The sequence below is a fragment of the Psychrosphaera haliotis genome (assembly GCF_009728465.1).
In the GTDB taxonomy this organism is placed as follows: Bacteria; Pseudomonadota; Gammaproteobacteria; order Enterobacterales; family Alteromonadaceae; genus Psychrosphaera; species Psychrosphaera haliotis.
This window is the reverse complement of sequence record NZ_WOCD01000001.1, coordinates 768855-793072: the sequence shown is the minus strand read 5'-3', so window position 1 is coordinate 793072 and position 24218 is coordinate 768855. Positions and strand designations below refer to the sequence as shown.

Below are 24218 nucleotides of genomic sequence, written 5' to 3'. Positions count from 1 at the left end.
CATTCGAGAGTTTGTAGCATAAACGATAGGCCTGTAGCTCAGCTGGTTAGAGCGCACCCCTGATAAGGGTGAGGTCGGCAGTTCAAGTCTGCCCAGGCCTACCAAAATCTCACCTGACTGCGTTATTTCGTTACTTGTTTAGATAGTCTAAACCGCGTAACAAAATGCCTTGTCAAATGTGATTTGGACAATCGTTTTAATGACGTGACTTCAGTATGGGGCTATAGCTCAGCTGGGAGAGCGCTTGATTTGCATTCAAGAGGTCCGCGGTTCGATCCCGCGTAGCTCCACCATACTGACACTCAGTTTCTCGATTCAAAACCCTAAACCATACACATTAGTTAGTGTGCATCGTTTAGAGTTTTTTATAAACTCATGCTCTTTAACAATTTGGAAAGCTGATAAAAAATAAGGTAAACATTATTGTTTATTTATTTGTTATTCAACAACTAAAAAAATAATTTTGATTATCACTGTAAGAGAAAACTCAAGCGTTATTTATGTCAGGTTCTTGGCCTTATACAAGTCAAGTAACCAATAAATATGACACATAATATACTACTGAATCTGCGAGAGCATTTAAGGTTGTATGGTTAAGTGAATAAGCGTATACGGTGGATGCCTTGGCAATTGGAGGCGATGAAGGACGTGTTAATCTGCGATAAGTCTGGTTAAGGTGATAAAAACCGTTATAAACCAGAATTTCCGAATGGGGAAACCCACCCTTTTTAGGGTATCGTATAGTGAATACATAGCTATACGAAGCGAACCCGGAGAACTGAAACATCTAAGTACCCGGAGGAAAAGAAATCAACCGAGATTTCCTAAGTAGCGGCGAGCGAACGGGAAACAGCCGAATCAGCATGGTTTAGTGGAATGCTCTGGAAAGTGCAACGATAGTGGGTGATAGTCCCGTACACGACAAGCCATGTTGGACATATTAAGTAGGTCGGAGCACGAGAAACTTTGACTGAAGATAGGGGGACCATCCTCTAAGGCTAAATACTCCCAATTGACCGATAGTGAACCAGTACCGTGAGGGAAAGGCGAAAAGAACCCCTGTGAGGGGAGTGAAATAGAACCTGAAACCGTATACGTACAAGCAGTAGGAGCAGACTTGTTCTGTGACTGCGTACCTTTTGTATAATGGGTCAACGACTTATATTTTGTAGCAAGGTTAACCGAATAGGGGAGCCGTAGGGAAACCGAGTCTTAACTGGGCGAATAAGTTGCAAGGTATAGACCCGAAACCCGGTGATCTAGCCATGGGCAGGTTGAAGGTTGAGTAACATCAACTGGAGGACCGAACCCACTAACGTTGAAAAGTTAGGGGATGACCTGTGGCTAGGAGTGAAAGGCTAATCAAACCGGGAGATAGCTGGTTCTCCCCGAAATCTATTTAGGTAGAGCCTCGGACGAATACTTACGGGGGTAGAGCACTGTTTGGGCTAGGGGGCCATCCCGGCTTACCAACCCCATGCAAACTCCGAATACCGTAAAGTAATATCCGGGAGACACACGGCGGGTGCTAACGTTCGTCGTGGAGAGGGAAACAACCCAGACCGCCAGCTAAGGTCCCAAAGTTTATGCTAAGTGGGAAACGATGTGGGAAGGCTTAGACAGCTAGGAGGTTGGCTTAGAAGCAGCCACCCTTTAAAGAAAGCGTAATAGCTCACTAGTCGAGTCGGCCTGCGCGGAAGATGTAACGGGGCTAAGCATAACACCGAAGCTGCGGTAGCGAATTTATTCGCTAGGTAGGGGAGCGTTCTGTAAGTGGTTGAAGGTGGATTGAGAAGTCTGCTGGACATATCAGAAGTGCGAATGTTGACATGAGTAACGATAATGGGGGTGAAAAACCCCCACGCCGAAAGACCAAGGGTTCCTATCCCATGCTAATCAGGGTAGGGTAAGTCGGCCCCTAAGGCGAGGCAGAAATGCGTAGTCGATGGGAAACAGATTAATATTTCTGTACTTTTAATCATTGCGATGGGGGGACGGAGAAGGCTAGGTGAGCACGGCGATGGTTGTCCGTGTGAAAGTGTGTAGGTAGGCTGCTTAGGTAAATCCGGGCGGCTAATACTGAGACACGAGACGAGTCACTAAGGTGATGAAGTCATTGATGCCATACTTCCAGGAAAAGCCTCTAAGCTTCAGATGATTAAGAACCGTACCCCAAACCGACACAGGTGGTCAGGTAGAGAATACTAAGGCGCTTGAGAGAACTCGGGTGAAGGAACTAGGCAAAATGGTACCGTAACTTCGGGAGAAGGTACGCCCACGTTAGGTGAAGGCACTTGCTGCCGGAGCTGAAGTGGGTCGCAGTGACCTGGTGGCTGCAACTGTTTATTAAAAACACAGCACTGTGCTAAATCGAAAGATGACGTATACGGTGTGACACCTGCCCGGTGCCGGAAGGTTAATTGATTGGGTTATCTTCGGAGAAGCTCATGATCGAAGCCCCGGTAAACGGCGGCCGTAACTATAACGGTCCTAAGGTAGCGAAATTCCTTGTCGGGTAAGTTCCGACCTGCACGAATGGTGTAATGATGGCCACGCTGTCTCCACCCGAGACTCAGTGAAATTGAAATCGCAGTGAAGATGCTGTGTACCCGCGGCTAGACGGAAAGACCCCGTGAACCTTTACTACAGCTTGACACTGAACATTGAACCTACATGTGTAGGATAGGTGGGAGGCTATGAAACTTGGACGCCAGTTCAGGTGGAGCCATCCTTGAAATACCACCCTTGTATGTTTGATGTTCTAACATTGGCCCCTTATCGGGGTTGTGGACAGTGTCTGGTGGGTAGTTTGACTGGGGCGGTCTCCTCCCAAAGAGTAACGGAGGAGCACGAAGGTTTGCTAAGTACGGTCGGACATCGTACGGTTAGTGTAATGGTAGAAGCAAGCTTAACTGCGAGACGGACATGTCGAGCAGGTACGAAAGTAGGTCATAGTGATCCGGTGGCTCTGTATGGAAGGGCCATCGCTCAACGGATAAAAGGTACTCCGGGGATAACAGGCTGATACCGCCCAAGAGTTCATATCGACGGCGGTGTTTGGCACCTCGATGTCGGCTCATCACATCCTGGGGCTGAAGTCGGTCCCAAGGGTATGGCTGTTCGCCATTTAAAGTGGTACGCGAGCTGGGTTTAGAACGTCGTGAGACAGTTCGGTCCCTATCTGCCGTGGGCGTTGGATGATTGAGAGGGGCTGCTCCTAGTACGAGAGGACCGGAGTGGACGAACCGCTGGTGTTCGGGTTGTCATGCCAATGGCATTGCCCGGTAGCTACGTTCGGAATCGATAACCGCTGAAAGCATCTAAGCGGGAAGCGAGCCTCGAGATGAGTCATCCCTGACAGTTTAACTGTCCTAAAGGGTCGTTGAAGACTACAACGTTGATAGGTAAGGTGTGGAAGTGCTGTGAGGCATTAAGCTAACTTATACTAATTGCCCGTGAGGCTTAACCATACAACGCTTAAGTGTTCTTGAGCACTGATGGTCAGAATTATTACAAACAATATTACCTTATTTCAGCTTTCTAATTGTTAAGACAATTTAAGTAAGCGGTGTTTATAAAACATCGATTACAAACAGCTTTGCCTGGTGGCAATAGCGCTGTGGACCCACCTGATTCCATTTCGAACTCAGAAGTGAAACGCAGCTGCGGCGATGGTAGTGTAGCATTTGCTATGCGAGAGTAGCTCACCGCCAGGCTCCCAATTGAATAATCCCTCGTACATATGTGCGGGGGATTTTTTCGTTCTAGGCGTTAAGCAATTAAGGCGGCTCGCTAAAGCTCTAGATTGCTCGTTCCCGACGCAATCAACCGACTGCATCCATGCAGTCGACCGGCAGGCTCCCATACTGACCCCTTGCACGTTGTGCGAGGGGTTTTTTTATTGCCTGGAATTTACCACCTGACTACTTTTTCTCGGTTTTATGTTTGGAATTCAGCGTTTAAACCTTTGGAATAGCTATTATAAATTTACAACCCTTTCCTATTGCTGTTTCTAATTTGATTGACCCTTTTAATGAAGTCGCGACAATATTAAAGATAATATGGCCGCCTAAGCCACTGCCGCCTGAACCTCTTTTTGTGGTAAAAAATGGGTCAAAGAACTTTGTACTTTGCTCTTCGTCCATACCTTTACCATTATCTTTATAGATAATCTCTAATTTACTATCTTGTTCAGTGACTATTATCTCAATTTCACCACGCTTGACGTCTTCAAAACCGTGAATAAATGAGTTAGTAATTAAATTAGTTATTAGTTGCGATAGCGCACCGGGTTGGGTTTTAAGTTCTAAACAATCAGGGCTGGTTACGGTAATAGAATGTTTAGTTTTTTTAATGAGAGGGTTTAGTGATTGGATAGTTTCGTTAATATAGTTTTTAATATTAATTAATCGTATTGTTTCTGATGACTGGTCGACTGCGACTTGTTTAAAGCTTGAGATTAATCGACTCGCTCTCTCAACATTACTTTTAATGATGCTGCAAGTTTCACCTACATCTTCGATAAAATTGTTAAATTGCTTTTCAGTGACAAGCCCGTTTACAGCTGCTTTTTTGAAGACGGTATGCTCTTCATAAAGGTTTGATATACCAGTTACACAGACGCCAAGAGGGGTATTTATTTCATGTGCTATACCTGCAACTAGTTGGCCCAATGAAGCCATTTTATCCTTTTGTAACATTTCCTCTCTAATTAGTTTATCCTCGGCCTCAATTCGTTTTTGTTGCATTAAAATATTTATGTTTGAGCCGACAAAAGTCAGAATTTCTAAGTCTCTTTCGCTATAGGTAAAACTAGGTGAGTAACTTTGGACTATTATTAATCCAAAAACGTCTTTGCCATTGATAATAGGAATGCCGATCCAACTATGGCACATGGTTCCATAGATACGCTCTATTTGACCACTGCTTTGAAGCTTTAATATCTCGCTTTGGTCAAGTTTAATAGGTTTTTTTGCGTTAATAGCAAATGCTGATAGGCCATTTCCAATATCTATTGTTTTATCTTGAAATGAGTTGCCATCCATTTCGTCAACAAAATAATTCAGTTTCATTGTTTGGTTAAAGTTATTAACCTCTGCTATTGCTATATTGCGAACCAAGATCACTTTGCTTATGATTTGGTGTATTTTTTCATATAAATCAGAAGATTTACTTTTTTCTGTGATAAGTTTCGAAATGTCAATTAACGCAGTAATAATATCTTTATCTGATACAGCAAGACTGTTATCTGAAATAGTATTGGAAGGCATAATAGATACTACTCCTCGCTATCAGTGAGTTCAGTATTTGCTATTATGAGCTTTTCAATGCACTCAAAAAATGCATCTACCACTTCAGGATCAAAATGCTTACCTCTTTGTTCTTCTATAAGGCTAAGAACATCGTTAAGAGTCCATGCAGGCTTATAGCAACGCTTGTGAAGTAATGCGTCGAATACATCTGCGACAGCAACTATCCTTGAATATATATGGATCTCACTTCCCTTTAGCCCATGGGGATATCCGCTACCATCAAACTTTTCGTGATGTTGATGAGCTATCGTCGCTGCAGCTACAATAATGGGGAGTTCTGAACCAGCTAATATCTCATAGCCGATGGTGGCGTGCTGCTTCATTATTTCAAATTCTGACAAGTCCAATCGTCCCGGTTTAAGCAAAATACTATCCGGTGTCGCAATCTTTCCAATGTCGTGCATTGGAGTTGCTAATTCTAGGATTTCACACTCATAAGTAGATAGTTTTAATTGCTCAGCGATAATACCTGAGAAGGCAGACATTCTTCTTATATGGTTCCCTGACTCTTTGGACCTAGACTCTACGGCATTTCCTAAACGATTAATTACTTCAGCTTGGGTGTTTTGCACTTGGGTTTTCATCATCAGATTGTCGAAGGCTATACCTGCGCTTCTACAAAACATTTGCAACAGTTTGATATCTATTTCTTTGATTTGGTTTAAATCAACACCTTTGAGATAAATAAGGCTTTCTTGCGCTGATAGAGAGGGTAAATAAGCGATAAAGGTATCATCTTCAAATACGGACTCCTCAATTTTTATTGCAGTGTTCATGAGGTTTTTAAGATTCTCATCTAACTGATTTTCTAGATCAGTTCCAATTTGAGTTATGACTTTAAAATCACTTTTGTCATAAATTGTTCCTCCCGCATTGGTAATTTTTATTAATGCCCCCTTTTGTTCAAACCTTAAAATAGATAAAACTTGTTGAAGTAACCCTTGGAAAAAGCTAGTCAACCTCTGTTCTTCCATGACATTTGCTGTTGCTTCAATTACTTTTTCAAGGCCATGTTTAAACTCTTGTTCATACTTCCTTGTTTCATCAATCTCTCTGAGGTCACGGTAGCCTCTTAAAGCTGAAATAACTGCGGTAAAAAGACGTCTTCTATCAAGCTCAGTCTTTTGTTTATAATCATTAATGTCGTATTTCATAATGACTTCTTCTTCCGGCGCTTGACCAGGCTGCCCGGTTCTTAAAATCACTCTTGTCATTTGGTTTTTATTTTCGTTTCGAAGCCATTCTACAAATTGAAGGCCAGCATCATCCGTTTCCATAACGACATCTAGAAAGATAAGTGCTAGCTCTTTATATTCTTGTAATGTTTCGCGAGCTTCTTCAGCACTGTAAGCACTAATAAAGTTAAGTGACTTTCCCTCAAATTCAAAGCGCTTTAACGCCATTTTGGTAATGGTATGAATATCCTCTTCATCATCCACAATGAGAACATTCCATTGTTCTTGAGGAACGTCGATGTTGCTTTTAGATAAGAAATCAAGAGTCATATGGGAAGTTCAAGTTAGTATATGTAACTTTAAATATAGACACTGTTTATAAATTTATGCGGGTTTGTATTTATTTGAGGTAAAAAAAAGCCACTGCGTTTAGCAATGGCTTTTGATGATATTCGTTTTAACTAAAACGAGTTGTGATGCTTACTTACCTTTTGGCAATAGGATTCGAGGTTCTTTAGCCTGTTTGAACAGTACTAAGGTTTTACCTATAAGCTGAACTTTAACCGCTTTGCTCTCACGAATAATAGCATCCACATAAAGGTTTAATTCTTCTCGGTCTTGAGCCGGGATTTTAACTTTTATAAGCTCGTGAATTTCTAAAGAGTTTTCGATTTCAGCCAAAACACCTTCAGTAAATCCATTTGAACCTAATTGAACGACAGGCTTAAGCGAATGCGCTTCGCCACGTAAAAATTGTATTTGTTTATTAGTTAATTTCATCTAGTCTCAAATTTAACAATGATAATTACTTGAATTAACGATATTCTACCCCACCTTAAGCTTATTACCAATTTATAAACTGACATATGGCAAAAGATAAACGTTCGGCTAGTAGTAAACGCTGGTTAGAAGAGCACGTAAATGACAAATACGTAAAAGAAGCGAATAAACGCGGATTGCGTTCACGTGCCTATTTCAAAATAGAAGAGCTTCAAAAGAAAGACAAGTTGATGAAGCCAGGTGATACTGTGGTAGACCTCGGTGCAGCCCCTGGCGGATGGTCTCAGTATGCGGCTGATTACATTGGTAACAGCGGTACTCTTATCGCTTGCGACATATTGCCTATGGATCCAATTGTAGGTGTTGACTTTTTACAAGGCGACTTTAGAGAAGAAAGTGTTCTAAATGCGTTGTTAGATCGTATAAACGGACGTACTGTAGATTTAGTTATGTCTGACATGGCTCCAAACTTAAGTGGTAATGACGCGATCGATCAGTCAGGTTCTATGTATTTGGTAGAACTGGCACTTGATATGTGTAATCAAGTACTAGGAAAAGATGGCAAGTTTGTGGTTAAAGTGTTCCAAGGCGAAGGCTTTGACCAGTTTGTAAAAGACATGAGAGCAGCGTTTAAAGTTGTGAAAATAAGAAAACCGGAATCCTCAAGAGCGAGATCTCGAGAGGTGTACGTAGTAGCGACAGGTTACAAACTGTAGTAATCTTAAATTAATTAATAACAGGAAGAGGTTATTCCTTTGAGTGATATGGCTAAAAATTTAATAATCTGGTTAGTTGTGGCTGTCGCTTTGATGTCAGTGTTTAACAACATTACACCGAGTGAATCCGCTAGTGGCGCTGAAAACTATACGCAGTTCATCAAAGACGTTCGTCAGGGTCAAATTCGTGAAGTTAAAATTTCAGATCGCCAGATCAAAGGAATTAAACGCAGCGGTGAAAAGTTTGAAACTTTAATTCCAACTGCATATGACAAAGACTTACTGAATGATTTAATCGAAAACGACGTAAGAATTATTGGTGTTCCGCCTGAAGAGCCATCGTTGTTTACGTCTATTTTAATTTCTTGGTTCCCAATGTTACTACTAATTGGTGTTTGGATTTTCTTCATGCGCCAAATGCAAGGTGGGGGCGGTAAAGGCGCCATGTCATTCGGTAAAAGTAAAGCTCGTTTAATGGGCGAAGACCAAATCAAAACGACATTTAAAGACGTAGCTGGTTGTGACGAAGCTAAAGAAGAAGTTCAAGAGTTGGTTGATTACTTAAAAGACCCTTCTAAATTCCAAAAGCTTGGCGGTAAAATACCGAAAGGCGTATTAATGGTAGGCCAGCCTGGTACAGGTAAAACGCTATTAGCAAAAGCGGTAGCTGGTGAAGCAAAAGTACCGTTCTTCGCAATTTCTGGTTCAGACTTTGTTGAAATGTTTGTTGGTGTAGGTGCTTCTCGTGTAAGAGACATGTTTGACCAAGCTAAAAAGTCGGCTCCATGTATTATCTTTATAGATGAGATTGATGCTGTAGGTCGTCAACGTGGTGCTGGTATGGGCGGTGGTCATGATGAACGTGAACAAACGCTTAACCAAATGTTAGTTGAAATGGACGGTTTTGAGGGTAATGAAGGTATCATCGTTATTGCTGCTACTAACCGACCTGACGTATTAGACCCAGCGTTACTTCGCCCAGGTCGCTTTGATAGACAAGTTGTTGTTGGGTTGCCGGATGTTCGCGGCCGTGAACAAATACTAAATGTTCATATGCGCAAAGTTCCTTTAAGCAATGATGTAGAGCCTGCACTTATTGCACGTGGTACTCCTGGTTTTTCTGGTGCTGATCTAGCGAACCTAGTGAATGAAGCTGCTCTGTTTGCTGCAAGAAGTGACAAGCGTTTAGTTGATATGACTGACTTCGAAAAAGCAAAAGACAAGATCATGATGGGTGCTGAGCGTAAGACCATGGTAATGGACGACGCTGAAAAAGAAATGACGGCATATCATGAAGCTGGCCACGCAATTGTTGGCCGCATGGTTCCTGAACACGATCCAGTTTATAAAGTAAGTATTATACCTCGTGGTAGAGCCCTTGGTGTAACTATGTACTTGCCTGAAAAAGATCGTTTTAGTCACTCTAAACAGCATTTAGAAAGTAATATCTCTAGCTTATATGGTGGTCGTTTAGCTGAGCAAATTATCTACGGTGATGAAAAAGTTTCTACTGGCGCGTCAAACGATATTGAACGTGCAACTGATTTGGCATCTAAGATGGTGACTCAGTGGGGTCTTTCTGAAAAACTTGGTCCTTTACTTTATGCCGAAGAAGAAGGTGAAGTATTCATGGGTCGCAGTTCTGCGAAGCATAAGAATATTTCAGATGAGACTGCTCGTTTAATCGATAAAGAAGTACGTGCCATTATTGATAAAAACTATGAACGTGCTCGTCAGATTTTACAAGACAACATGGACATACTTCATTCAATGAAAGATGCATTAATGAAATATGAAACTATTGATGCAAAACAAATTGATGATTTAATGGAGCGTAAAGAAGTTCGCGAACCAGCGGGTTGGAATGAAAAAGGTGATAAATCTAATAACTCTAACAATGACAATACAGAAGAACAGAAAGAAGAGTCTTCTACGTCATCGGATCAAGAACAACCAAAAGACGCATAATTAAATACGAATAATTTGATAAGGCTCCTAATTATAGGAGCCTTTTTTATTTAACATCTAGAAATAGCAAGCAGGATACTTTTGTGAGTAATTTATTCGACTTCAAACAACCTAAAATTATGGGCATCTTAAATGTTACGCCAGATTCTTTTTCTGATGGTGGCGAATTTAACTCGTTAAATAGGGCTCTAAAGCAAGCCGAACGAATGTTAAAAGACGGTGCTGATATTATTGATATAGGTGGGGAGTCAACTAGGCCAGGTGCACCTAAGGTGAGTGTTGAAACTGAACTAGCTAGAGTCATTCCAGTAATAAAAAAACTCAAGTCGGAATTTGATTGTATTATTTCTTTAGATACTTCTAAAGCCGATGTAATGGCTGAAGGTTTGGCGAATGGAATAGACATAATTAATGATGTTTGTGCATTGGGGCAACCTGGTGCGTTAGAGGTAGCTGCGCAGGCTGAAGTGCCTATTTGTTTAATGCATATGCAAGGTACCCCGCAAACGATGCAAAACAAACCAGAATATAAAAACATCGTCGGCGAAATTAAGCACTTTTTTGATCAAAAAATAGTTGAATGTGAACGTGCAGGAATCGTCAAAGAGCGGCTTTGGCTTGATCCAGGCTTTGGTTTTGGCAAGACACTGGATGATAATTACAAACTTTTGGGTGATTTAGATCAATTTGTTACATATAAAATGCCAATTTTAGCCGGTTTATCGAGGAAATCGATGATTGGTAATTTATTAAATGTAGAAACAAATGATAGAATGCTGGGAAGTGTAATAGCTGCTACGTTAGCCCTAAGTAACGGGGCAAACATTCTTCGAGTCCATGATGTCGCAGAGACTCACCAAGCAGTTACCATTTACAATGCGATGAACAAAGGAATTATTAATGAGTAAAAAGTATTTTGGAACAGATGGAATTAGAGGCTTAGTTGGACAAGGTGCAATTACACCTGAGTTTGCACTAAAACTAGGTTGGGCTGCCGGCAAAGTTTTTGCTAGCAATGGCAACAGAAAAGTACTTATTGGTAAAGACACACGTATTTCCGGTTACATGTTAGAAACGGCGCTTGAATCAGGTTTAATCGCTGCTGGTGTAGATGTAGGATTGCTTGGGCCTATGCCAACACCTGCAATTTCATATTTAACTCAAACGTTCAGAGCTGACGCTGGTATTGTTATTAGCGCATCGCACAACCCATATTATGATAATGGTATTAAATTCTTCTCAGCAGAAGGTACTAAATTACCGGATGACGTAGAGCATGAAATTGAAAGAATGATTGAGCAAGAGCTTACTTGCGTAGAGTCTGAAAAGTTAGGCAAAGCCTTTAGAATAAATGATGCTGCTGGTCGATATATTGAGTTTTGTAAGAGCCGTTTTGCTCTTGAATCACTAAAAGGCATGAAAATTGTTGTTGATACAGCAAACGGGGCTACCTACCACATCGCACCAAATGTATTTAGAGAGTTAGGTGCAGACGTTATTTCTATTTTTGCTGAGCCAAACGGTTTAAACATCAACGATCATTGTGGAGCAACGCACACAGATGCGTTGCGACAAGCCGTTCTTCAGCACAATGCTGATGTTGGTATTGCATTAGATGGTGACGGTGACCGTTTGATTATGGTTGATGAAAAGGGCATGGAAGTCGATGGCGACGAACTTGTCTTTATCTTAGCGCGTCAAGCCCTTAAAAAAGGTGAGCTTAAAGGTGGTGTTGTTGGCACATTAATGTCTAACTTAGGTTTAGAAGTAGCACTTAAGAATCTTAGTATACCGTTTAAAAGAGCAAATGTTGGCGACCGCTACGTTATGCAACTTTTAAAAGAAAATGGCTGGACAATAGGTGGTGAGTCTTCGGGGCATGTTATTAATCTAGATCATATACCAACCGGCGACGGTACTATTTCTGCAGTTCAAATTTTGGCGGCTATTGTAGATACCGGCATGACGTTATCTGAACTTAAATCTGGCATGGAAAAGTACCCTCAAAAATTAATTAACGTTCGTACAGCGCCTAATAAATATCCACTAGAAGTTGATGAAGTAAAGTTAGCAATTCAAGCTGCAGAAGTTGAATTAGGTGATGAAGGTAGAATATTAATTAGAAAATCTGGTACAGAACCGCTTATTCGAGTTATGACTGAAGGTAAAGATGGTAAGTTAATAAAACGAGTAGCACAAAAAGTAGCCGACAAAGTGGCGGAACACGCAGAATAACGAATCCATTACTTGTACTTTTTGGGGAGTTTGTTACTATCTCGCCGCTTAAATGAAGGAGAGGCTAATGGCCATTCGATTACCGCTAGTAGTAGCGAATTGGAAACTAAACGGCGATAGCCAACTGCTAACTGAAATGGTTAACAATATCCAACAGTTAGATGCTGATAATGTTGAAGCTGTGCTTTGCCCACCGTTTGTTTATCTTAATGAAGATACACAAGACGTTAAAAAAGGCGCACAGACAATAGCTATCCAAGATTCAGGCGCATTCACAGGTGAAATTTCTGGAAGAATGTTGAGGGATGTTGGCTGTCAGTATGTTATTGTAGGTCACTCTGAACGTCGTTCATTGTTTAATGAAACAAATGAGATAGTTGCAAAGAAGGTTTTATCTACTTTAGCCGCTGGTCTAATACCGATAATTTGTATCGGTGAAACAGATGAACAAAGAGAAAATGGTGAAACAACAGCTGTAATAACTGAACAAGTTAAAGCTGTGTTAGATGTATTACCAAATTACTCCGACAGTATTGTATTTGCTTATGAGCCTGTATGGGCAATAGGTACGGGTAAAACAGCAACAGGCGATCAAGCAGAAGAAATTCACGCGATGATCCGCAAAACGTTAGCTGGTTATAGCCAAGAATTAGCAGATTTAACACGCATCTTATATGGTGGCAGTGTTAAGGCAGAAAATAGTGAAGAATTGTTTTCCAAGGAAAACATCGACGGCGGCCTAATTGGTGGCGCGAGTTTAGATGTGGAAGCGTTCAGAAACATTTGTAAAAACGCAGTAGCTTAAGGTAAAAGCATGTACGAAATTTTAATAGTAGTTTATTTAATTATCGCAATAGCATTAGTTGGACTTATTCTTATTCAACAAGGCAAAGGCGCAGATATGGGCGCGTCGTTTGGTGCTGGAGCATCAGCAACGTTGTTTGGTTCTAATGGTTCAGGTAACTTCCTGACGAAGACAACCACATTTCTAGCAACTGCATTTTTTATCCTAAGTATTTTCTTAGGTAGCATGACAGCAAACTCAGTAAAACAAGAAGATGCGTTTAGCGATCTTTCTGTTCCAACTGAAACAGCGCCAGCAACGATGGATATGGAGTTACCTTCTGAAATTCCTGCTGGAGATGCGCAAGAGTCTAACGGTTCAGACGACGTACCAGTTAACTAATTTTTGCATATAAATATGCGGATGTGGTGAAATTGGTAGACACGCAGGCATGAGGTGCCTGTGCCGCAAGGCGTGAGAGTTCAAGTCTCTCCATCCGCACCATTATAAGGTTCATTAAGAACCACAAAAGCCAGAATAGCTTAGTAAAATAGGCATTCTGGTTTTTTTATGCCTCAAATTCTTCAAACAAGAGAGTGAAAAAGCCCCCTCAATTAGGTAGAATCCGCGGCCGTAATTTATATAGTAGGCAGTTTTAATGATAGGTTTTGACTACGGCACTTCAAATTGTGCTGTTGCGACAATGCAAAATGGGCAACCAAAAATGTTAACGTTAGGTGAGCACGGCAAATTTATGTCTTCGTCACTTTATGCCCCAAGTCGAGACGTTATCCCAAACTGGTTACATAAAAATATCAACGAACCTTATAAGTCCACATTTGCTAACTCTCGAGGTTTCTTAATTTCGAAAGGGCAAGAGGCCTTAGAGGACCTTCGTTATGATGGTATACCGGAGCATCTATCTTTTGGTAAGTCGGCCTTAGAACGCTACTTAGACGATCCAAGTGAAGGTTATTATATAAAGTCTCCTAAATCATTATTAGGGACGAGTGGCTTGCTGCCTCAGCAAATTGTATTTTTTGAGCATATTGTTGCAGCTATGATGGCACACGTTAAGCATCACGTTGAAGAAGAGTTACAGCACGACGTCACTAAAGTTGTAATAGGGCGACCAATTAATTTCCAAGGTCGTAATAGTGAACAAAGCAACAAACAAGCAATTGAAGTATTAACGAATGCCGCTAGACATGTTGGTTATCAAGATATTGAGTTTCAGTATGAGCCTGTGGCTGCAGGTTTTGAGTACGAAGCAAGTTTAAAACAAGAAACAAGAGTATTGGTTGTTGATATTGGTGGTGGTACCACGGATTGCTCAATGCTTCTTATGGGACCAGAGTTAATGAACAAAGCCGATCGTTCAGCGGCTCTGTTGGGACACAGCGGTTTAAGAGTCGGCGGGAATGACTTTGATATTCAGCTGGCTTTAAAAGGTGTTATGCCTAACCTAGGTATCAACGGTAAGTTAAAGTCTGGCAAACCAATGCCAGTGAATAGTTATTTTAAAGCAGTGGCTATTAATGACGTAAATGCTCAAACAGACTTTTATAGTGACGCAAACGGACGCTTTTTAGAGCAGTTACAACGAGACTCTGAGCAACCAGAAATATTGGGTCGATTATTAAAAGCTTACAATGAAAAGCTTAGCTACCAGCTCGTGAATAGTGCGGAACAAGCTAAAATATTATTAACAGAAAGTAATTCAAACAATATTGATTTAGGTTATCTAACGGAAAATCTAAGCCAAGATGTGGACCGAAACCTTTTTTTAGAAGCGTCAGAGAATCAGCTTAATAGTATTGCAAAGCTAATGAGTGAAGCGGTCAACCAAGGTGGTGCAGAGCCTGATGTTATTTTTGTTACTGGCGGTACGGCAAAGTCACCAGTCATTAACGACTTTATAAAATCTAAATTTGGTAATAAGCCTGTTGTTGTTGGCGATCACTTTGGTAGCGTTACGGCAGGATTAAGTCGTTGGGCTGAAACTATATTCAAATAAACGGAAAGTGCAGTGTTGCCTAATCCTAACCTTACAAAATTAAAGTATATAAGTAATTATCCCGGCTCAATTATTGAGTCGGTTCAACACCTTATTGATACTAAAAAGCTCACGGCATATTTAAAAAATAAATACCCACATCCGCACCATTTTAATAATGACAAATTACTGCGGGAATATGTTCTCGAACTTAAAGCCCAGTTTTTAAAAAGTCTCAACCGATCAGTAAGATTGAATACGACAACAAATTACATGTTATAAAAAATGCGTTAGGGACTCATACCAGCATAGCAAGAGTTCAAGGTTCTAAGCTCAAACGTAAATATGAAATAAGAATAAGTTCTATATTTAAGAATGCACCGCCAGAATTTCTCGCTATGATAGTGGTACATGAACTCGCTCACTTTAAAGAGTATGACCACAACAAAGCATTCTATAAACTTTGCGAGTACATGTTACCTAACTACCATCAACTAGAGTTAGATGTGCGTATTTACTTAACCCACTTAGAGTTAATAGGTGAGGTTTACTAAATCAAGGCTAACCTGATCTAAACTTGCTGATGGTCGTCACCTATTCAAACAGTAAGGAGTTGTTATGTCAGAAAATACCTATACGCCACCAAAAGTTTGGAGTTGGGATAAAGAAAATGGTGGAGAGTGGGCTAGTTTAAATAGACCAGATTCCGGCTCTCGTTTTGAGCAATCATTACCTGTAGGAGAGCATCCATTCCAACTTTATTCATTAGCGACCCCGAATGGTGTAAAAGCCACCGTTATGTTTGAAGAGTTGTTAGCGGCAGGTGTAGCCGGTGCAGAGTATGATGCACATCTAATAAAGATCCAAGACGCAGATCAATTCAGTAGCGGTTTTGTGGATATTAATCCTAACTCAAAAATTCCAGCGTTAGTTGATAAGTCAGGGACCAATAACGTCAATGTATTTGAATCCGGCGCTATTTTATTGCACTTGGCTGAAAAGTTTGGACGCTTCATTCCAAGCTCACCGAATGATAAAGCTGCTTGTTTGTCTTGGCTGTTTTGGCAAGTTGGAAGCGGGCCTTATTTAGGTGGAGGATTTGGTCACTTTTACGCTTATGCCCCTGAAAAGTTTGAATACCCGATTGACAGGTTTACCATGGAAACGAAAAGGCAACTTGACGTTTTGGACAAGCATCTTGCTAATAATGACTACATGGCAGGCAAAGAATACACTATTGCTGACATTGCTATTTGGCCATGGTACGGAGCGTTGGTTTTAGGCGAATTGTATGACGCCGCCGAGTTTTTAGATGTGGAAAGTTATACACACTTAGTGGCTTGGGCAGAAAAGATAGCACAAAGACCTGCGGTAAAACGAGGTAAGATTGTAAACAAAACCTGGGGTGACGAATCCCAGCAGGTGCATGAACGTCATTCTAAAACTGACTTTGATAACATCAAATTCTAAAGCACTAAATTCTAAATCACTAAATTTTAAAATACGGGCTTCTAAAATGTGGGCTTTTAAAGCACTGACTTTTAGAATACGGACTTTTAAACCTGATTGAACTTTAAGTTCGCACCTTCGTTGTTTTTGACTATCTTAAATATAACTTAAGAATTAAACAGAAGGTGCGATGACTTGTTTTTGTTAAAAACATTGATAGTAGGTATAACACTGTCTATTTCTTTTTCTGCATTTAGTAATGAGTCCTATTCTGCAGAGGGAGACACGATTCGTATTGTTTCTTCAGTACCCTTAAACTACAACTCAGTAGACTACTACTCTGAGCTTCTACAGCTTGCACTCACTAAAACCGAGACTGAATTCGGACCCTTTAAAATTAATTACGTTAATCGAGATATAATTCAAGAACGTGCATTACACGAGTTAAACACAAGGCGAAGCATTGACGTTTACTGGTCTGTATCAACTAAAGCTAGGGAGGGCGTCGCAAGGCCAATAAGGATACCTTTGTTAAAGGGGTTAATAGGTTATCGTGTTTCCTTGATATTAAAAGATCGCCTTCAAGAGTTTCAAAACATAGAGAGCATCGATAAATTTCGGGAGCTAGCCGCAGGACAAGGGCACGATTGGCCGGATTATGACATCTTAAAGTTTAATAAATTTAGTGTTTTCCCCGCAAGTTTATATGGTTCAATTATTGAGTTGTTGCACCTTAAAAGAATTGATCACTTCCCGCGTGGGTTAAATGAAATATTAAGAGAGTTTGAGCTTATGAATGATGAAAGCATAATGATCGAACCAAAATTTGTTTTACATTACCCGTCATACGTTTACTTTTTTGTCGCGATGGAAAATATGCGGCTTGCTGAACGTATTGAAAAAGGCCTTCTATTGGCACAACAGGACGGCACTTTTAATAAACTGTTTAGAGAGTTTGTTCATTTTGATAAATTGAATGAGGTTTTGAATTTAGAAAGTCGTAAAATAATTGAGCTTAAAAACCCAATAAGCACAAAAGCTAAAATTAAAGGAGAAAGCCCGATAAAAGAGCTCTCTAAGTTAATTAGCAGTTAAATGCTTAGGAATTATATAGCGGCTGATATTTGGGCTTTAAAAGACTCAAGCAACACAATATATTGCTCAAATTGAGAATTGATAACGTCCCCATTGTTTTCCTTACCTGCCTTTTCTAATTCAGCGGACGCGTCTTGAACTATATGCGCACCTACACTAGCAGCCGCACCTTTGATGCCATGACAAGCCTTGCCTAAACCTATCCAGTCTTGGGTATTGTAAAACTGTCTAACCATTGGAATATCTTGGTCTAATTGAATAACGAACATTGAGATAACATCTTTATAAAGTTGTTCATCATCCATGCAATTTGTAAGGCCTGTTTTTAAATCTAAGCCGTCAATCGACTGCAGTGCTGCAATTGTCATTGTTTTCCCCGTTAGGCGCCAAATTGATTATATTTTGGACTCAAAAATTTCATCGTAAATAATAGCTAAAGACTATAGCAAATTAATTAAATTCAAAACAGAAACCTACCAATCTGTAGACCAGTCTTTTAGCTCAATCACATCGTTTACCTGCACGTTACTCATAAAGTCTTTATCCAAGGATTCAGCAATCGCAGAGTTTTCATACACTTTTGTTATTCGAACTCGATAAGGACTAATTACAAAGTTGGTCAGCAGGTTCCCTGAGTTATCTATAATGTCAGCACGATAAGAGACTCGGTATTCTTGGCCTATAAAAACGCCTTGACCACGACCAATATTGAGCTGGATTTGTTTCCCTTCTTGAATTGCTAATATTTTGCTTTGAAGTTGCTGACAGCTAAGTTGCCCAAGAATGTCATCTCGCATGTCAGTTAGGTTACGCTCAATGGCCGAGCCATATTCAGAGTTCCAGAATTTACGGCTATTAACATTTACAGTCTCCCTCATGTCAAAAGTCCATTCGGCTTCCGTGTGGAAACTGTTTTTATATATAACTTCATGAGTAAGTGCGTTTGCAATCATAAGTTCGAAAGTGAAAAAGCGCTCAAACTCATCGTCTTCCCAAAAACTATAAGAATTAGACATATCGCCAAAAGACAAGTCACTGATACGACCAAACATGACAAATTGCGAGTTGGCGTTTTGAGCAACGGCATCAATCAGTTCATGGCGAACTTTTCCCTGCTGGTCAAAATCTTGATGCACACTAAGTTTTTTATCTAACCACGCAACTGGGTATATTGTTGAACTGCCGGACTGAAGCATAGCCACAATTTTTCGAGGGATCTCTTTTTCTAGGCCATATAGGCCACCTACTTTAGCGTGTTCCCAATGTTGAATTGGGAATTGAGTGATGGCTACTTTTTTGCCAAACTCTGCAGCATAACAAGCTCTTTCTTCAGGAAATATATCGGCTCGTATTGTTACCGATATAGAGTCACCTTTTTGCTGTTCACTTACAATTTCTATACGATTGACAGCGCCATTAGCTCTAACTTGGATAGAATCGTCAACTAATAAACCTTTTGAAATCTGTTGAATGCTTGCAACATTAGCGCCCGCAAATAGCATAGCCTGCTTAACGGCATCTTGTGTGGCTCTGGTTTTAGCGCTAGCGACATCGCCATATCTTACTTTTGCTTGTCCAGTTGCCTCATACCAATCAGCCTGTGCCGCAAAAGACAAAACTAAAAATAGTGCTAATGCTATGAATTTATTTAATGCAGGGTTAATCATGTTTTGCTTCTCTTCATGGTTAGGTTCTACCCGTCAAAGTATTGTCGTTTGAGTTTAAACGATAAAGGCAATACGTAGTTTGTAGTCAATTCTGCAATTTACAGACCATTTTGGCATCATAACTTGCTAACCGGCCTGTACTAATTGTTAACTGAGAGCCTACGGATAAACTGGCCTAAAATTTGAATGGTTTGCTATCAATAGATTGGGCTTGAAGGTGAATTATGAAAATTCGAATTATTGCGATGTTGTTTTTAGCACTGTTAGTAACAGGTTGCACATCATTGCTGGATAAACATGTTAGTTGGGAATATGAAAAGCCTGAGCAGTTTCCTGTTCTTCGGGCGGTAGGTTATGCACCAATATCAGCTCAAGGCGGCAATGATCCACAAATTAGGCAAATAATGGCAATGCGAGCATCAAAATTAGACGCTTATAGAGAATTAGCCGAGCAGGTTTATGGTTACCAGATCAAAGGAAAGTCGGAAGTTAAGAATTTAATCGCTCAAGATGATCAACTTAAAGCAAAAGTTGAAGGTGTGATCCGAGGTGCCAGACTAGTCAAGTCTTATCCTGTTGGAGACACTTACGCCACAGAACTTGAACTCGATATGAAACTAGTTTTCGATTTGTATCGTATCAATACCCGCCCAAGAAAAATAAAGAAAGTAGAATACTACTAACAATCTGTAAATGTTCAGATAAGGTGATTGAAACTCAAGCCAAATCACATGGCTGATTTACCCCAATAAGGTATGATTCTACTATAATTTTTAAATCATTTATTAGTAGGATCTATTCATGTTCAGAAACCCAATTCTTTGGATTGTTATTGTTTTGTCAGGTATGTTGGCTATCGCTTTTTGGCCAGCAGAGCAAAAGAGTGGAATGCAACGAGGTGGTGGCTCAATATTAATAGAAGTAGCTGAAGCAAAAACAATTCCATACAACGAGGAAATTGCAGCACTCGGTACCGCACAAGCCAATGAATCGATTGATTTAAAAGCCAATAGCACAGACAGAGTTGATATTGTTCACTTTGACGATGGTCAGTTTGTTGAGGCAGGACAATTATTGGTAACAATGCGTCACGATGAAGAAAAAGCCAACGTAAATGAATTCAAGGCAACCTTAAACGAACACAGAAGACAACTTAAGCGTTTAAAAGATCTTGAAAAGCAAAGCGCGACGGCGGCCAGTGCAATTGAAAAGCAAGAAAGCTTGATCGAATCCACAGAAGCACAACAGCAAGTTGCGAAAGTCAGACTCGATGAAAAGTTCATCAAAGCCCCATTTTCAGGTCAAGTTGGCCTACGTCAAATAAGCCCAGGGCAACTGATAACAACAAGCACTAATATTGTTACTTTAGATGACGTAAATAAAATAAAAGTCGAATTCCAATTATCTGAAAAGTACCTAACTGCAGTAGAAGTTGGCCAACAGGTAAGCGCCATGCATGTTGCATTCAAAGCGCCCTTTGTAGGTGTCATAGACAGTATCTCTTCAAGAGTCGATAAAACTTCAAGGGCGTTTTCAGTAAGAGCCATTTTTAATAACGAAGCTAAGTCTTTAAGACCTGGCATGTTACTGCAAATAAAGGTAACTACAGAAGCAAGCAACGCTTTGGTTATTCCAGAATCTGCAATTATCCCAATAAATAACCAGCATTTTGTTTATGTTTTAAATGGCGATAATAGTGTTTCTAAAACAGAGGTGGTTTTAGGAAGAAGAAAGCCTGGTTCAGCGGAAGTGGTGAAAGGTTTGTCAGCCGGTGCTCAAGTCGTATTTAAAGGTGTACTAAAAGTGCGTGACGGCGCTCAAGTGACAACACCGAATAAGGATGCGTAATTATGTTGCTCTCTGATATCTCCGTAAAACGACCGGTTTTTGCAACGGTTGTAAACCTACTGCTAGTTACCTTCGGTATTGTTGCCTTCTTTATGTTGGCCCTTAGGCAATACCCTGATATTGACCCTCCAATTGTGTCGGTAAGTACTTCCTACCCTGGTGCGTCAGCAGAAATAGTTGAAAGCAAAATAACTCAAATCCTAGAGTCTCGTATATCGGGGATCTCAGGTGTTAAAAATATTAACTCGAGCTCACGTAATGGTCGCTCAAACATCACCATAGAATTTAAAACAGCGGTGGATATTGATGCCGCAGCCAATGATGTAAGAGAACGAGTTTCTAGAGCTCTGCGCAGTTTACCTGACCAAGCGTTACCACCAGAAGTATTCAAAGCCAATGACGATGAAGATGTGGTTGTATGGTTTGTATTGAACTCAGAAACCATGAATACATTAGAGCTGACAGACTATGCTAAACGTTACATTGTAGACAGATTTGCTGTTGTAAATGGGGTTGCTCGTGTGAGGCTTGGCGGAAGTCGAGATTACTCGATGAAAGTATGGCTGGATAAAGATGCCATGGCCGCTCGTGGAGTGACGGTTGCTGATATTGAAAATGTACTTCGTCGCGAAAATGTGGAATTGCCAGCGGGCGAAATAAAATCTATTGATCGCGAATTTAACGTTCGAATAGCAAGAGCTTATAAAACCCCAGAGCAATACCAGTCTATGGTAGTAGCAAAAGGTGATGATGGTTATTTAGTAAGGTTAGGCGACGTTACAAAAGTTGAGTTAACCGCACAAGATGATGAAAATACCTTTAGAGGGAACGGCGCAAACATGATTGGCTTAGGGATCATTAAACAGTCCAAAGCCAATACGTTAGATGTTGTAGAGGCCGCGAGAGCTGAGATGGACAATATCCGAGCGACATTGCCGGAAGGGACATCAATTGAAGACTCCTATGATTCATCGGTTTTTATCGCTAAGTCTATTGATGAAGTTTATAACACGCTATTTATCGCTATATTTTTAGTGGTTCTGGTTATCTACCTATTCTTAGGTAATGTGCGCGCTACCTTTATTCCAGCTATTACTGTGCCAGTTGCATTGGTTTCTACCTTTACGGTACTTATGGTTTTAGGCTTTTCTATTAATTTACTTACTTTATTAGCGTTAGTTCTAGCCATTGGTTTGGTAGTAGATGACTCTATTGTAGTGCTAGAAAATATTTATCGAAGAATGGAAGAGGGCGAACCACCACTATTAGCTGCTTATCAGGGCGCGAGAGAAGTAGGGTTTGCCGTTATAGCCACTACACTAGTATTGGTTGCGGTATTTATACCGCTGGTATTCTTAGAAGGAAATGTTGGTCGCTTATTTGTTGAGTTTGCCATTGCTGTAACCGCCGCTGTTATATTTTCAAGCTTTACGGCACTGACATTGTCACCGATGTTGTGTTCAAAAATATTACAATACCGAGAGCGCGAATCAAAAGTAGGCCAGTGGTTAGATAAAGGTTTTCATAAATTAGAAACAAGCTACGAAGCACAGCTGAACAAAACCGTGTCTAACAAAACTGGTTTAGTTGTTGTTATGCTTATGTCTCTTGCTCTTATTTACGGGCTATTTAAAACAATCCCACAAGAACTTGCACCACAAGAAGACCGTGGTAACTTTTTCATGATCGTACAAGCAGCCGAAGGTGCGAGCTATAAAAGTAACTTGGCCAATATGGACAAGGTTGAAGAAAAGCTACTGAAGTATTACGAACGCGGTGAAGTAGACCGAGTAATTGTGAGAACACCAGGCTTTGGTGGTGGTGCCGGTATTGCGATTATTGGTATGCCAGATTGGGACCACCGTATAAAACCGACTGAACAAGTGATGGGCGAAATTTCTGCGGAAATGCAGTCGTTAACGGATGTTCGTGCGTTTGCCATTATGAGAAGTGGTCTTGGCGGACGAGGTTTAGGTCGACCGGTTCAGTTTGTATTGCAAGGCGATACTTATGAGCAATTAGCACAATGGCGAGACATAATTTTAGAAGAAGCTCGTAAAAACCCTAAATTGCTTCGTTTAGACAGTAATTATAAAGAAACTTTGCCACAGGTGCTGGTGGAGATTGATACGCTGAGAGCTGCGGATTTAGGTGTGTCGGTTTCGGATATTGGCCGCACATTAGAGGCAACGTTGGGGCAACGTCGCGCGACAACTTACATTGAACGCGGACAAGAATATGAAGTGGTTTTAGAAGGCCCAGATGAAGCATTTGCAACACCTTCTGCGCTTAATGATTTGTACGTGAGATCTGCTAGAACGCAGCAACTCATTCCATTGTCTAACTTAGTTACTATTAAAGAACAAGCGACAGCGGGCACGTTAAATCGTTATAACAGAATGCGCAGCATTACTATTGAAGCAAACTTGGCCGATGGATATAAGTTAGGCGAGGCGTTAGATTTCCTAAATCAAGTTGTTGCTGAGAATATTACTGATGCGGTTCAAGTTGACTATAAAGGTGAGTCTGCGCTTTACAAAGAGTCAGGCAGCTCTATTGCATTTGTTATGTTGATGGCCATGGCTATTACTTACTTGGTGTTAGCGGCACAGTTTGAAAGCTTTGTTCATCCACTGGTGATCATGTTGGCGGTACCATTAGCTGCCGTTGGAGCTTTGATGGGTTTGGAAATCGCGGGCCTAAGTTTAAACATTTACAGTCAAATTGGTTTGGTGATGTTGATAGGTTTAGCCGCCAAAAACGGGATACTCATTGTCGAGTTTACCAATCAGTTGCGAGATAAAGGCGGAGACTTTAAAACGTCGTTAATACGCGCTGCTAAGCAACGTTTACGCCCAATTGTTATGACATCATTCTCTACGGTAATGAGTGCGGTTCCGTTAATGTTAGCCAGCGGTGCTGGCGCGGAAAGCCGAGAAGTTATTGGTGTTGTTATATTTTCTGGTGTTGCCTTTTCTACTGTGCTTACGCTTTATGTTGTACCAATGGCTTACTTTTGGATTGCCAGAAATACAGGTTCCCCTAAAGCGGTTGAAAACAAATTAAATGAGCAGTTAGAACAGCAGGCAAACCCTAAAAGTTAATTAAAAGTGACTGAGAACTTAAAACCAGACTCCTTTTTTAATAGGATTTGTTTTAAGCTGATGGAATAAATACAGCGACATAACTAAAT

At 40.6% G+C, this 24218-nt stretch carries 18 protein-coding genes, 3 tRNA genes and 2 rRNA genes; 18 read left to right on the top strand and 5 right to left on the bottom strand.

The window, feature by feature from the left end:
* Positions 1-27 precede the first annotated feature (27 nt).
* The 4 genes from GNP35_RS03590 to rrf all read left to right on the top strand — a co-directional run bounded on the left by GNP35_RS03590 (position 28) and on the right by rrf (position 3716).
* Positions 28-104: transfer RNA gene (locus tag GNP35_RS03590), tRNA-Ile, on the top strand.
* Between the two features lie 113 nt (positions 105-217).
* A tRNA-Ala gene (locus GNP35_RS03585) sits at positions 218-293 on the top strand.
* A gap of 298 nt (positions 294-591) precedes the next feature.
* Positions 592-3470, top strand: a 23S ribosomal RNA gene (locus tag GNP35_RS03580).
* 131 nt (positions 3471-3601) lie between these two features.
* Positions 3602-3716: ribosomal RNA gene (gene rrf, locus GNP35_RS03575) — 5S ribosomal RNA — on the top strand.
* A gap of 243 nt (positions 3717-3959) precedes the next feature.
* Here the strand turns inward: rrf and GNP35_RS03570 are convergent.
* From GNP35_RS03570 to yhbY, 3 genes are all read right to left on the bottom strand, one after another.
* Complete coding sequence (locus GNP35_RS03570) at positions 3960-5270, bottom strand: GAF domain-containing sensor histidine kinase (protein WP_230961268.1); 1311 nt, start codon at positions 5268-5270, stop codon at positions 3960-3962.
* Positions 5271-5278: 8 nt separating this feature from the next.
* On the bottom strand, positions 5279-6817 hold the full coding sequence (locus GNP35_RS03565) for an HD domain-containing phosphohydrolase (protein ID WP_155694565.1): 1539 nt from the start codon (positions 6815-6817) through the stop codon (positions 5279-5281).
* Between the two features lie 150 nt (positions 6818-6967).
* Positions 6968-7267 (bottom strand): ribosome assembly RNA-binding protein YhbY, encoded by a 300-nt coding sequence (yhbY, locus tag GNP35_RS03560; protein WP_155694563.1) that lies wholly within the window; start codon positions 7265-7267, stop codon positions 6968-6970.
* Positions 7268-7353: 86 nt separating this feature from the next.
* Here yhbY and rlmE point away from each other — a divergent pair, with 86 nt between their 5' ends.
* From rlmE to GNP35_RS03505, 11 genes are all read left to right on the top strand, one after another.
* On the top strand, positions 7354-7983 hold the full coding sequence (gene rlmE / locus GNP35_RS03555) for a 23S rRNA (uridine(2552)-2'-O)-methyltransferase RlmE (protein ID WP_155694561.1): 630 nt from the start codon (positions 7354-7356) through the stop codon (positions 7981-7983).
* Between the two features lie 39 nt (positions 7984-8022).
* Positions 8023-9951 (top strand): ATP-dependent zinc metalloprotease FtsH, encoded by a 1929-nt coding sequence (gene ftsH / locus GNP35_RS03550; protein WP_155694559.1) that lies wholly within the window; start codon positions 8023-8025, stop codon positions 9949-9951.
* A gap of 119 nt (positions 9952-10070) precedes the next feature.
* A complete protein-coding gene (gene folP, locus GNP35_RS03545; RefSeq protein WP_155694624.1) occupies positions 10071-10859 on the top strand; it encodes a dihydropteroate synthase in 789 nt (262 codons plus the stop codon).
* The gene (glmM, locus tag GNP35_RS03540; protein WP_155694550.1) at positions 10852-12186 is read left to right on the top strand and encodes a phosphoglucosamine mutase; all 1335 of its coding nucleotides are present in this window, start codon (positions 10852-10854) and stop codon (positions 12184-12186) included. The genes folP and glmM overlap by 8 nt, the downstream gene beginning before the upstream one ends.
* 67 nt (positions 12187-12253) lie before the next feature.
* Entirely contained in the window at positions 12254-12991 is a 738-nt protein-coding gene (gene tpiA, locus GNP35_RS03535; RefSeq protein WP_155694548.1) for a triose-phosphate isomerase, read from the top strand.
* A 9-nt stretch (positions 12992-13000) separates the two neighbouring features.
* The gene (gene secG / locus GNP35_RS03530; RefSeq protein ID WP_155694546.1) at positions 13001-13372 is read left to right on the top strand and encodes a preprotein translocase subunit SecG; all 372 of its coding nucleotides are present in this window, start codon (positions 13001-13003) and stop codon (positions 13370-13372) included.
* Between the two features lie 17 nt (positions 13373-13389).
* Positions 13390-13474, top strand: a tRNA-Leu gene (locus tag GNP35_RS03525).
* A 154-nt stretch (positions 13475-13628) separates the two neighbouring features.
* Complete coding sequence (gene yegD / locus GNP35_RS03520) at positions 13629-14987, top strand: molecular chaperone (RefSeq protein ID WP_155694544.1); 1359 nt, start codon at positions 13629-13631, stop codon at positions 14985-14987.
* Between the two features lie 221 nt (positions 14988-15208).
* Entirely contained in the window at positions 15209-15520 is a 312-nt protein-coding gene (locus tag GNP35_RS16220; protein ID WP_330997701.1) for a M48 metallopeptidase family protein, read from the top strand.
* 64 nt (positions 15521-15584) lie between these two features.
* Positions 15585-16436, top strand: a complete 852-nt coding sequence (yghU, locus tag GNP35_RS03510) for a glutathione-dependent disulfide-bond oxidoreductase (RefSeq protein WP_155694542.1) — start codon at positions 15585-15587, stop codon at positions 16434-16436.
* 174 nt (positions 16437-16610) lie between these two features.
* On the top strand, positions 16611-17510 hold the full coding sequence (locus tag GNP35_RS03505) for a hypothetical protein (RefSeq protein WP_155694540.1): 900 nt from the start codon (positions 16611-16613) through the stop codon (positions 17508-17510).
* Between the two features lie 11 nt (positions 17511-17521).
* On the opposite strand, the gene GNP35_RS03500 is transcribed toward GNP35_RS03505, so the two are convergent.
* On the bottom strand, positions 17522-17878 hold the full coding sequence (locus GNP35_RS03500; protein WP_155694538.1) for an Hpt domain-containing protein: 357 nt from the start codon (positions 17876-17878) through the stop codon (positions 17522-17524).
* A 105-nt stretch (positions 17879-17983) separates the two neighbouring features.
* Positions 17984-19177: a flagellar assembly protein T N-terminal domain-containing protein gene (locus GNP35_RS03495; RefSeq protein ID WP_155694536.1), complete on the bottom strand. Its 1194-nt coding sequence runs from the start codon at positions 19175-19177 to the stop codon at positions 17984-17986.
* A gap of 224 nt (positions 19178-19401) precedes the next feature.
* On the opposite strand from GNP35_RS03495, the gene GNP35_RS03490 reads away from it, so the two are divergent.
* From GNP35_RS03490 to GNP35_RS03480, 3 genes are all read left to right on the top strand, one after another.
* Positions 19402-19860: an LPP20 family lipoprotein gene (locus tag GNP35_RS03490; protein WP_155694534.1), complete on the top strand. Its 459-nt coding sequence runs from the start codon at positions 19402-19404 to the stop codon at positions 19858-19860.
* Between the two features lie 118 nt (positions 19861-19978).
* The gene (locus GNP35_RS03485; protein WP_155694532.1) at positions 19979-21025 is read left to right on the top strand and encodes an efflux RND transporter periplasmic adaptor subunit; all 1047 of its coding nucleotides are present in this window, start codon (positions 19979-19981) and stop codon (positions 21023-21025) included.
* Positions 21026-21027: 2 nt separating this feature from the next.
* On the top strand, positions 21028-24129 hold the full coding sequence (locus tag GNP35_RS03480) for an efflux RND transporter permease subunit (protein ID WP_155694531.1): 3102 nt from the start codon (positions 21028-21030) through the stop codon (positions 24127-24129).
* The last annotated feature ends 89 nt before the right edge of the window (positions 24130-24218 follow it).

What these genes read in the sequence shown, in the direction of transcription:
- yhbY (WP_155694563.1), bottom strand. Translation starts at nt 7,267, where the DNA reads ATGAAATTAACTAATAAACAAATACAATTTTTACGTGGCGAAGCGCAT.
- yghU (WP_155694542.1), top strand. Translation starts at nt 15,585, where the DNA reads ATGTCAGAAAATACCTATACGCCACCAAAAGTTTGGAGTTGGGATAAA.
- GNP35_RS03565 (WP_155694565.1), bottom strand. Translation starts at nt 6,817, where the DNA reads ATGACTCTTGATTTCTTATCTAAAAGCAACATCGACGTTCCTCAAGAA.
- folP (WP_155694624.1), top strand. Translation starts at nt 10,071, where the DNA reads ATGGGCATCTTAAATGTTACGCCAGATTCTTTTTCTGATGGTGGCGAA.
- GNP35_RS03495 (WP_155694536.1), bottom strand. Translation starts at nt 19,177, where the DNA reads ATGATTAACCCTGCATTAAATAAATTCATAGCATTAGCACTATTTTTA.
- GNP35_RS03480 (WP_155694531.1), top strand. Translation starts at nt 21,028, where the DNA reads ATGTTGCTCTCTGATATCTCCGTAAAACGACCGGTTTTTGCAACGGTT.
- GNP35_RS03490 (WP_155694534.1), top strand. Translation starts at nt 19,402, where the DNA reads ATGAAAATTCGAATTATTGCGATGTTGTTTTTAGCACTGTTAGTAACA.
- GNP35_RS03485 (WP_155694532.1), top strand. Translation starts at nt 19,979, where the DNA reads ATGTTCAGAAACCCAATTCTTTGGATTGTTATTGTTTTGTCAGGTATG.
- tpiA (WP_155694548.1), top strand. Translation starts at nt 12,254, where the DNA reads ATGGCCATTCGATTACCGCTAGTAGTAGCGAATTGGAAACTAAACGGC.
- rlmE (WP_155694561.1), top strand. Translation starts at nt 7,354, where the DNA reads ATGGCAAAAGATAAACGTTCGGCTAGTAGTAAACGCTGGTTAGAAGAG.
- GNP35_RS03570 (WP_230961268.1), bottom strand. Translation starts at nt 5,270, where the DNA reads ATGCCTTCCAATACTATTTCAGATAACAGTCTTGCTGTATCAGATAAA.
- GNP35_RS03500 (WP_155694538.1), bottom strand. Translation starts at nt 17,878, where the DNA reads ATGACAATTGCAGCACTGCAGTCGATTGACGGCTTAGATTTAAAAACA.
- secG (WP_155694546.1), top strand. Translation starts at nt 13,001, where the DNA reads ATGTACGAAATTTTAATAGTAGTTTATTTAATTATCGCAATAGCATTA.
- yegD (WP_155694544.1), top strand. Translation starts at nt 13,629, where the DNA reads ATGATAGGTTTTGACTACGGCACTTCAAATTGTGCTGTTGCGACAATG.
- glmM (WP_155694550.1), top strand. Translation starts at nt 10,852, where the DNA reads ATGAGTAAAAAGTATTTTGGAACAGATGGAATTAGAGGCTTAGTTGGA.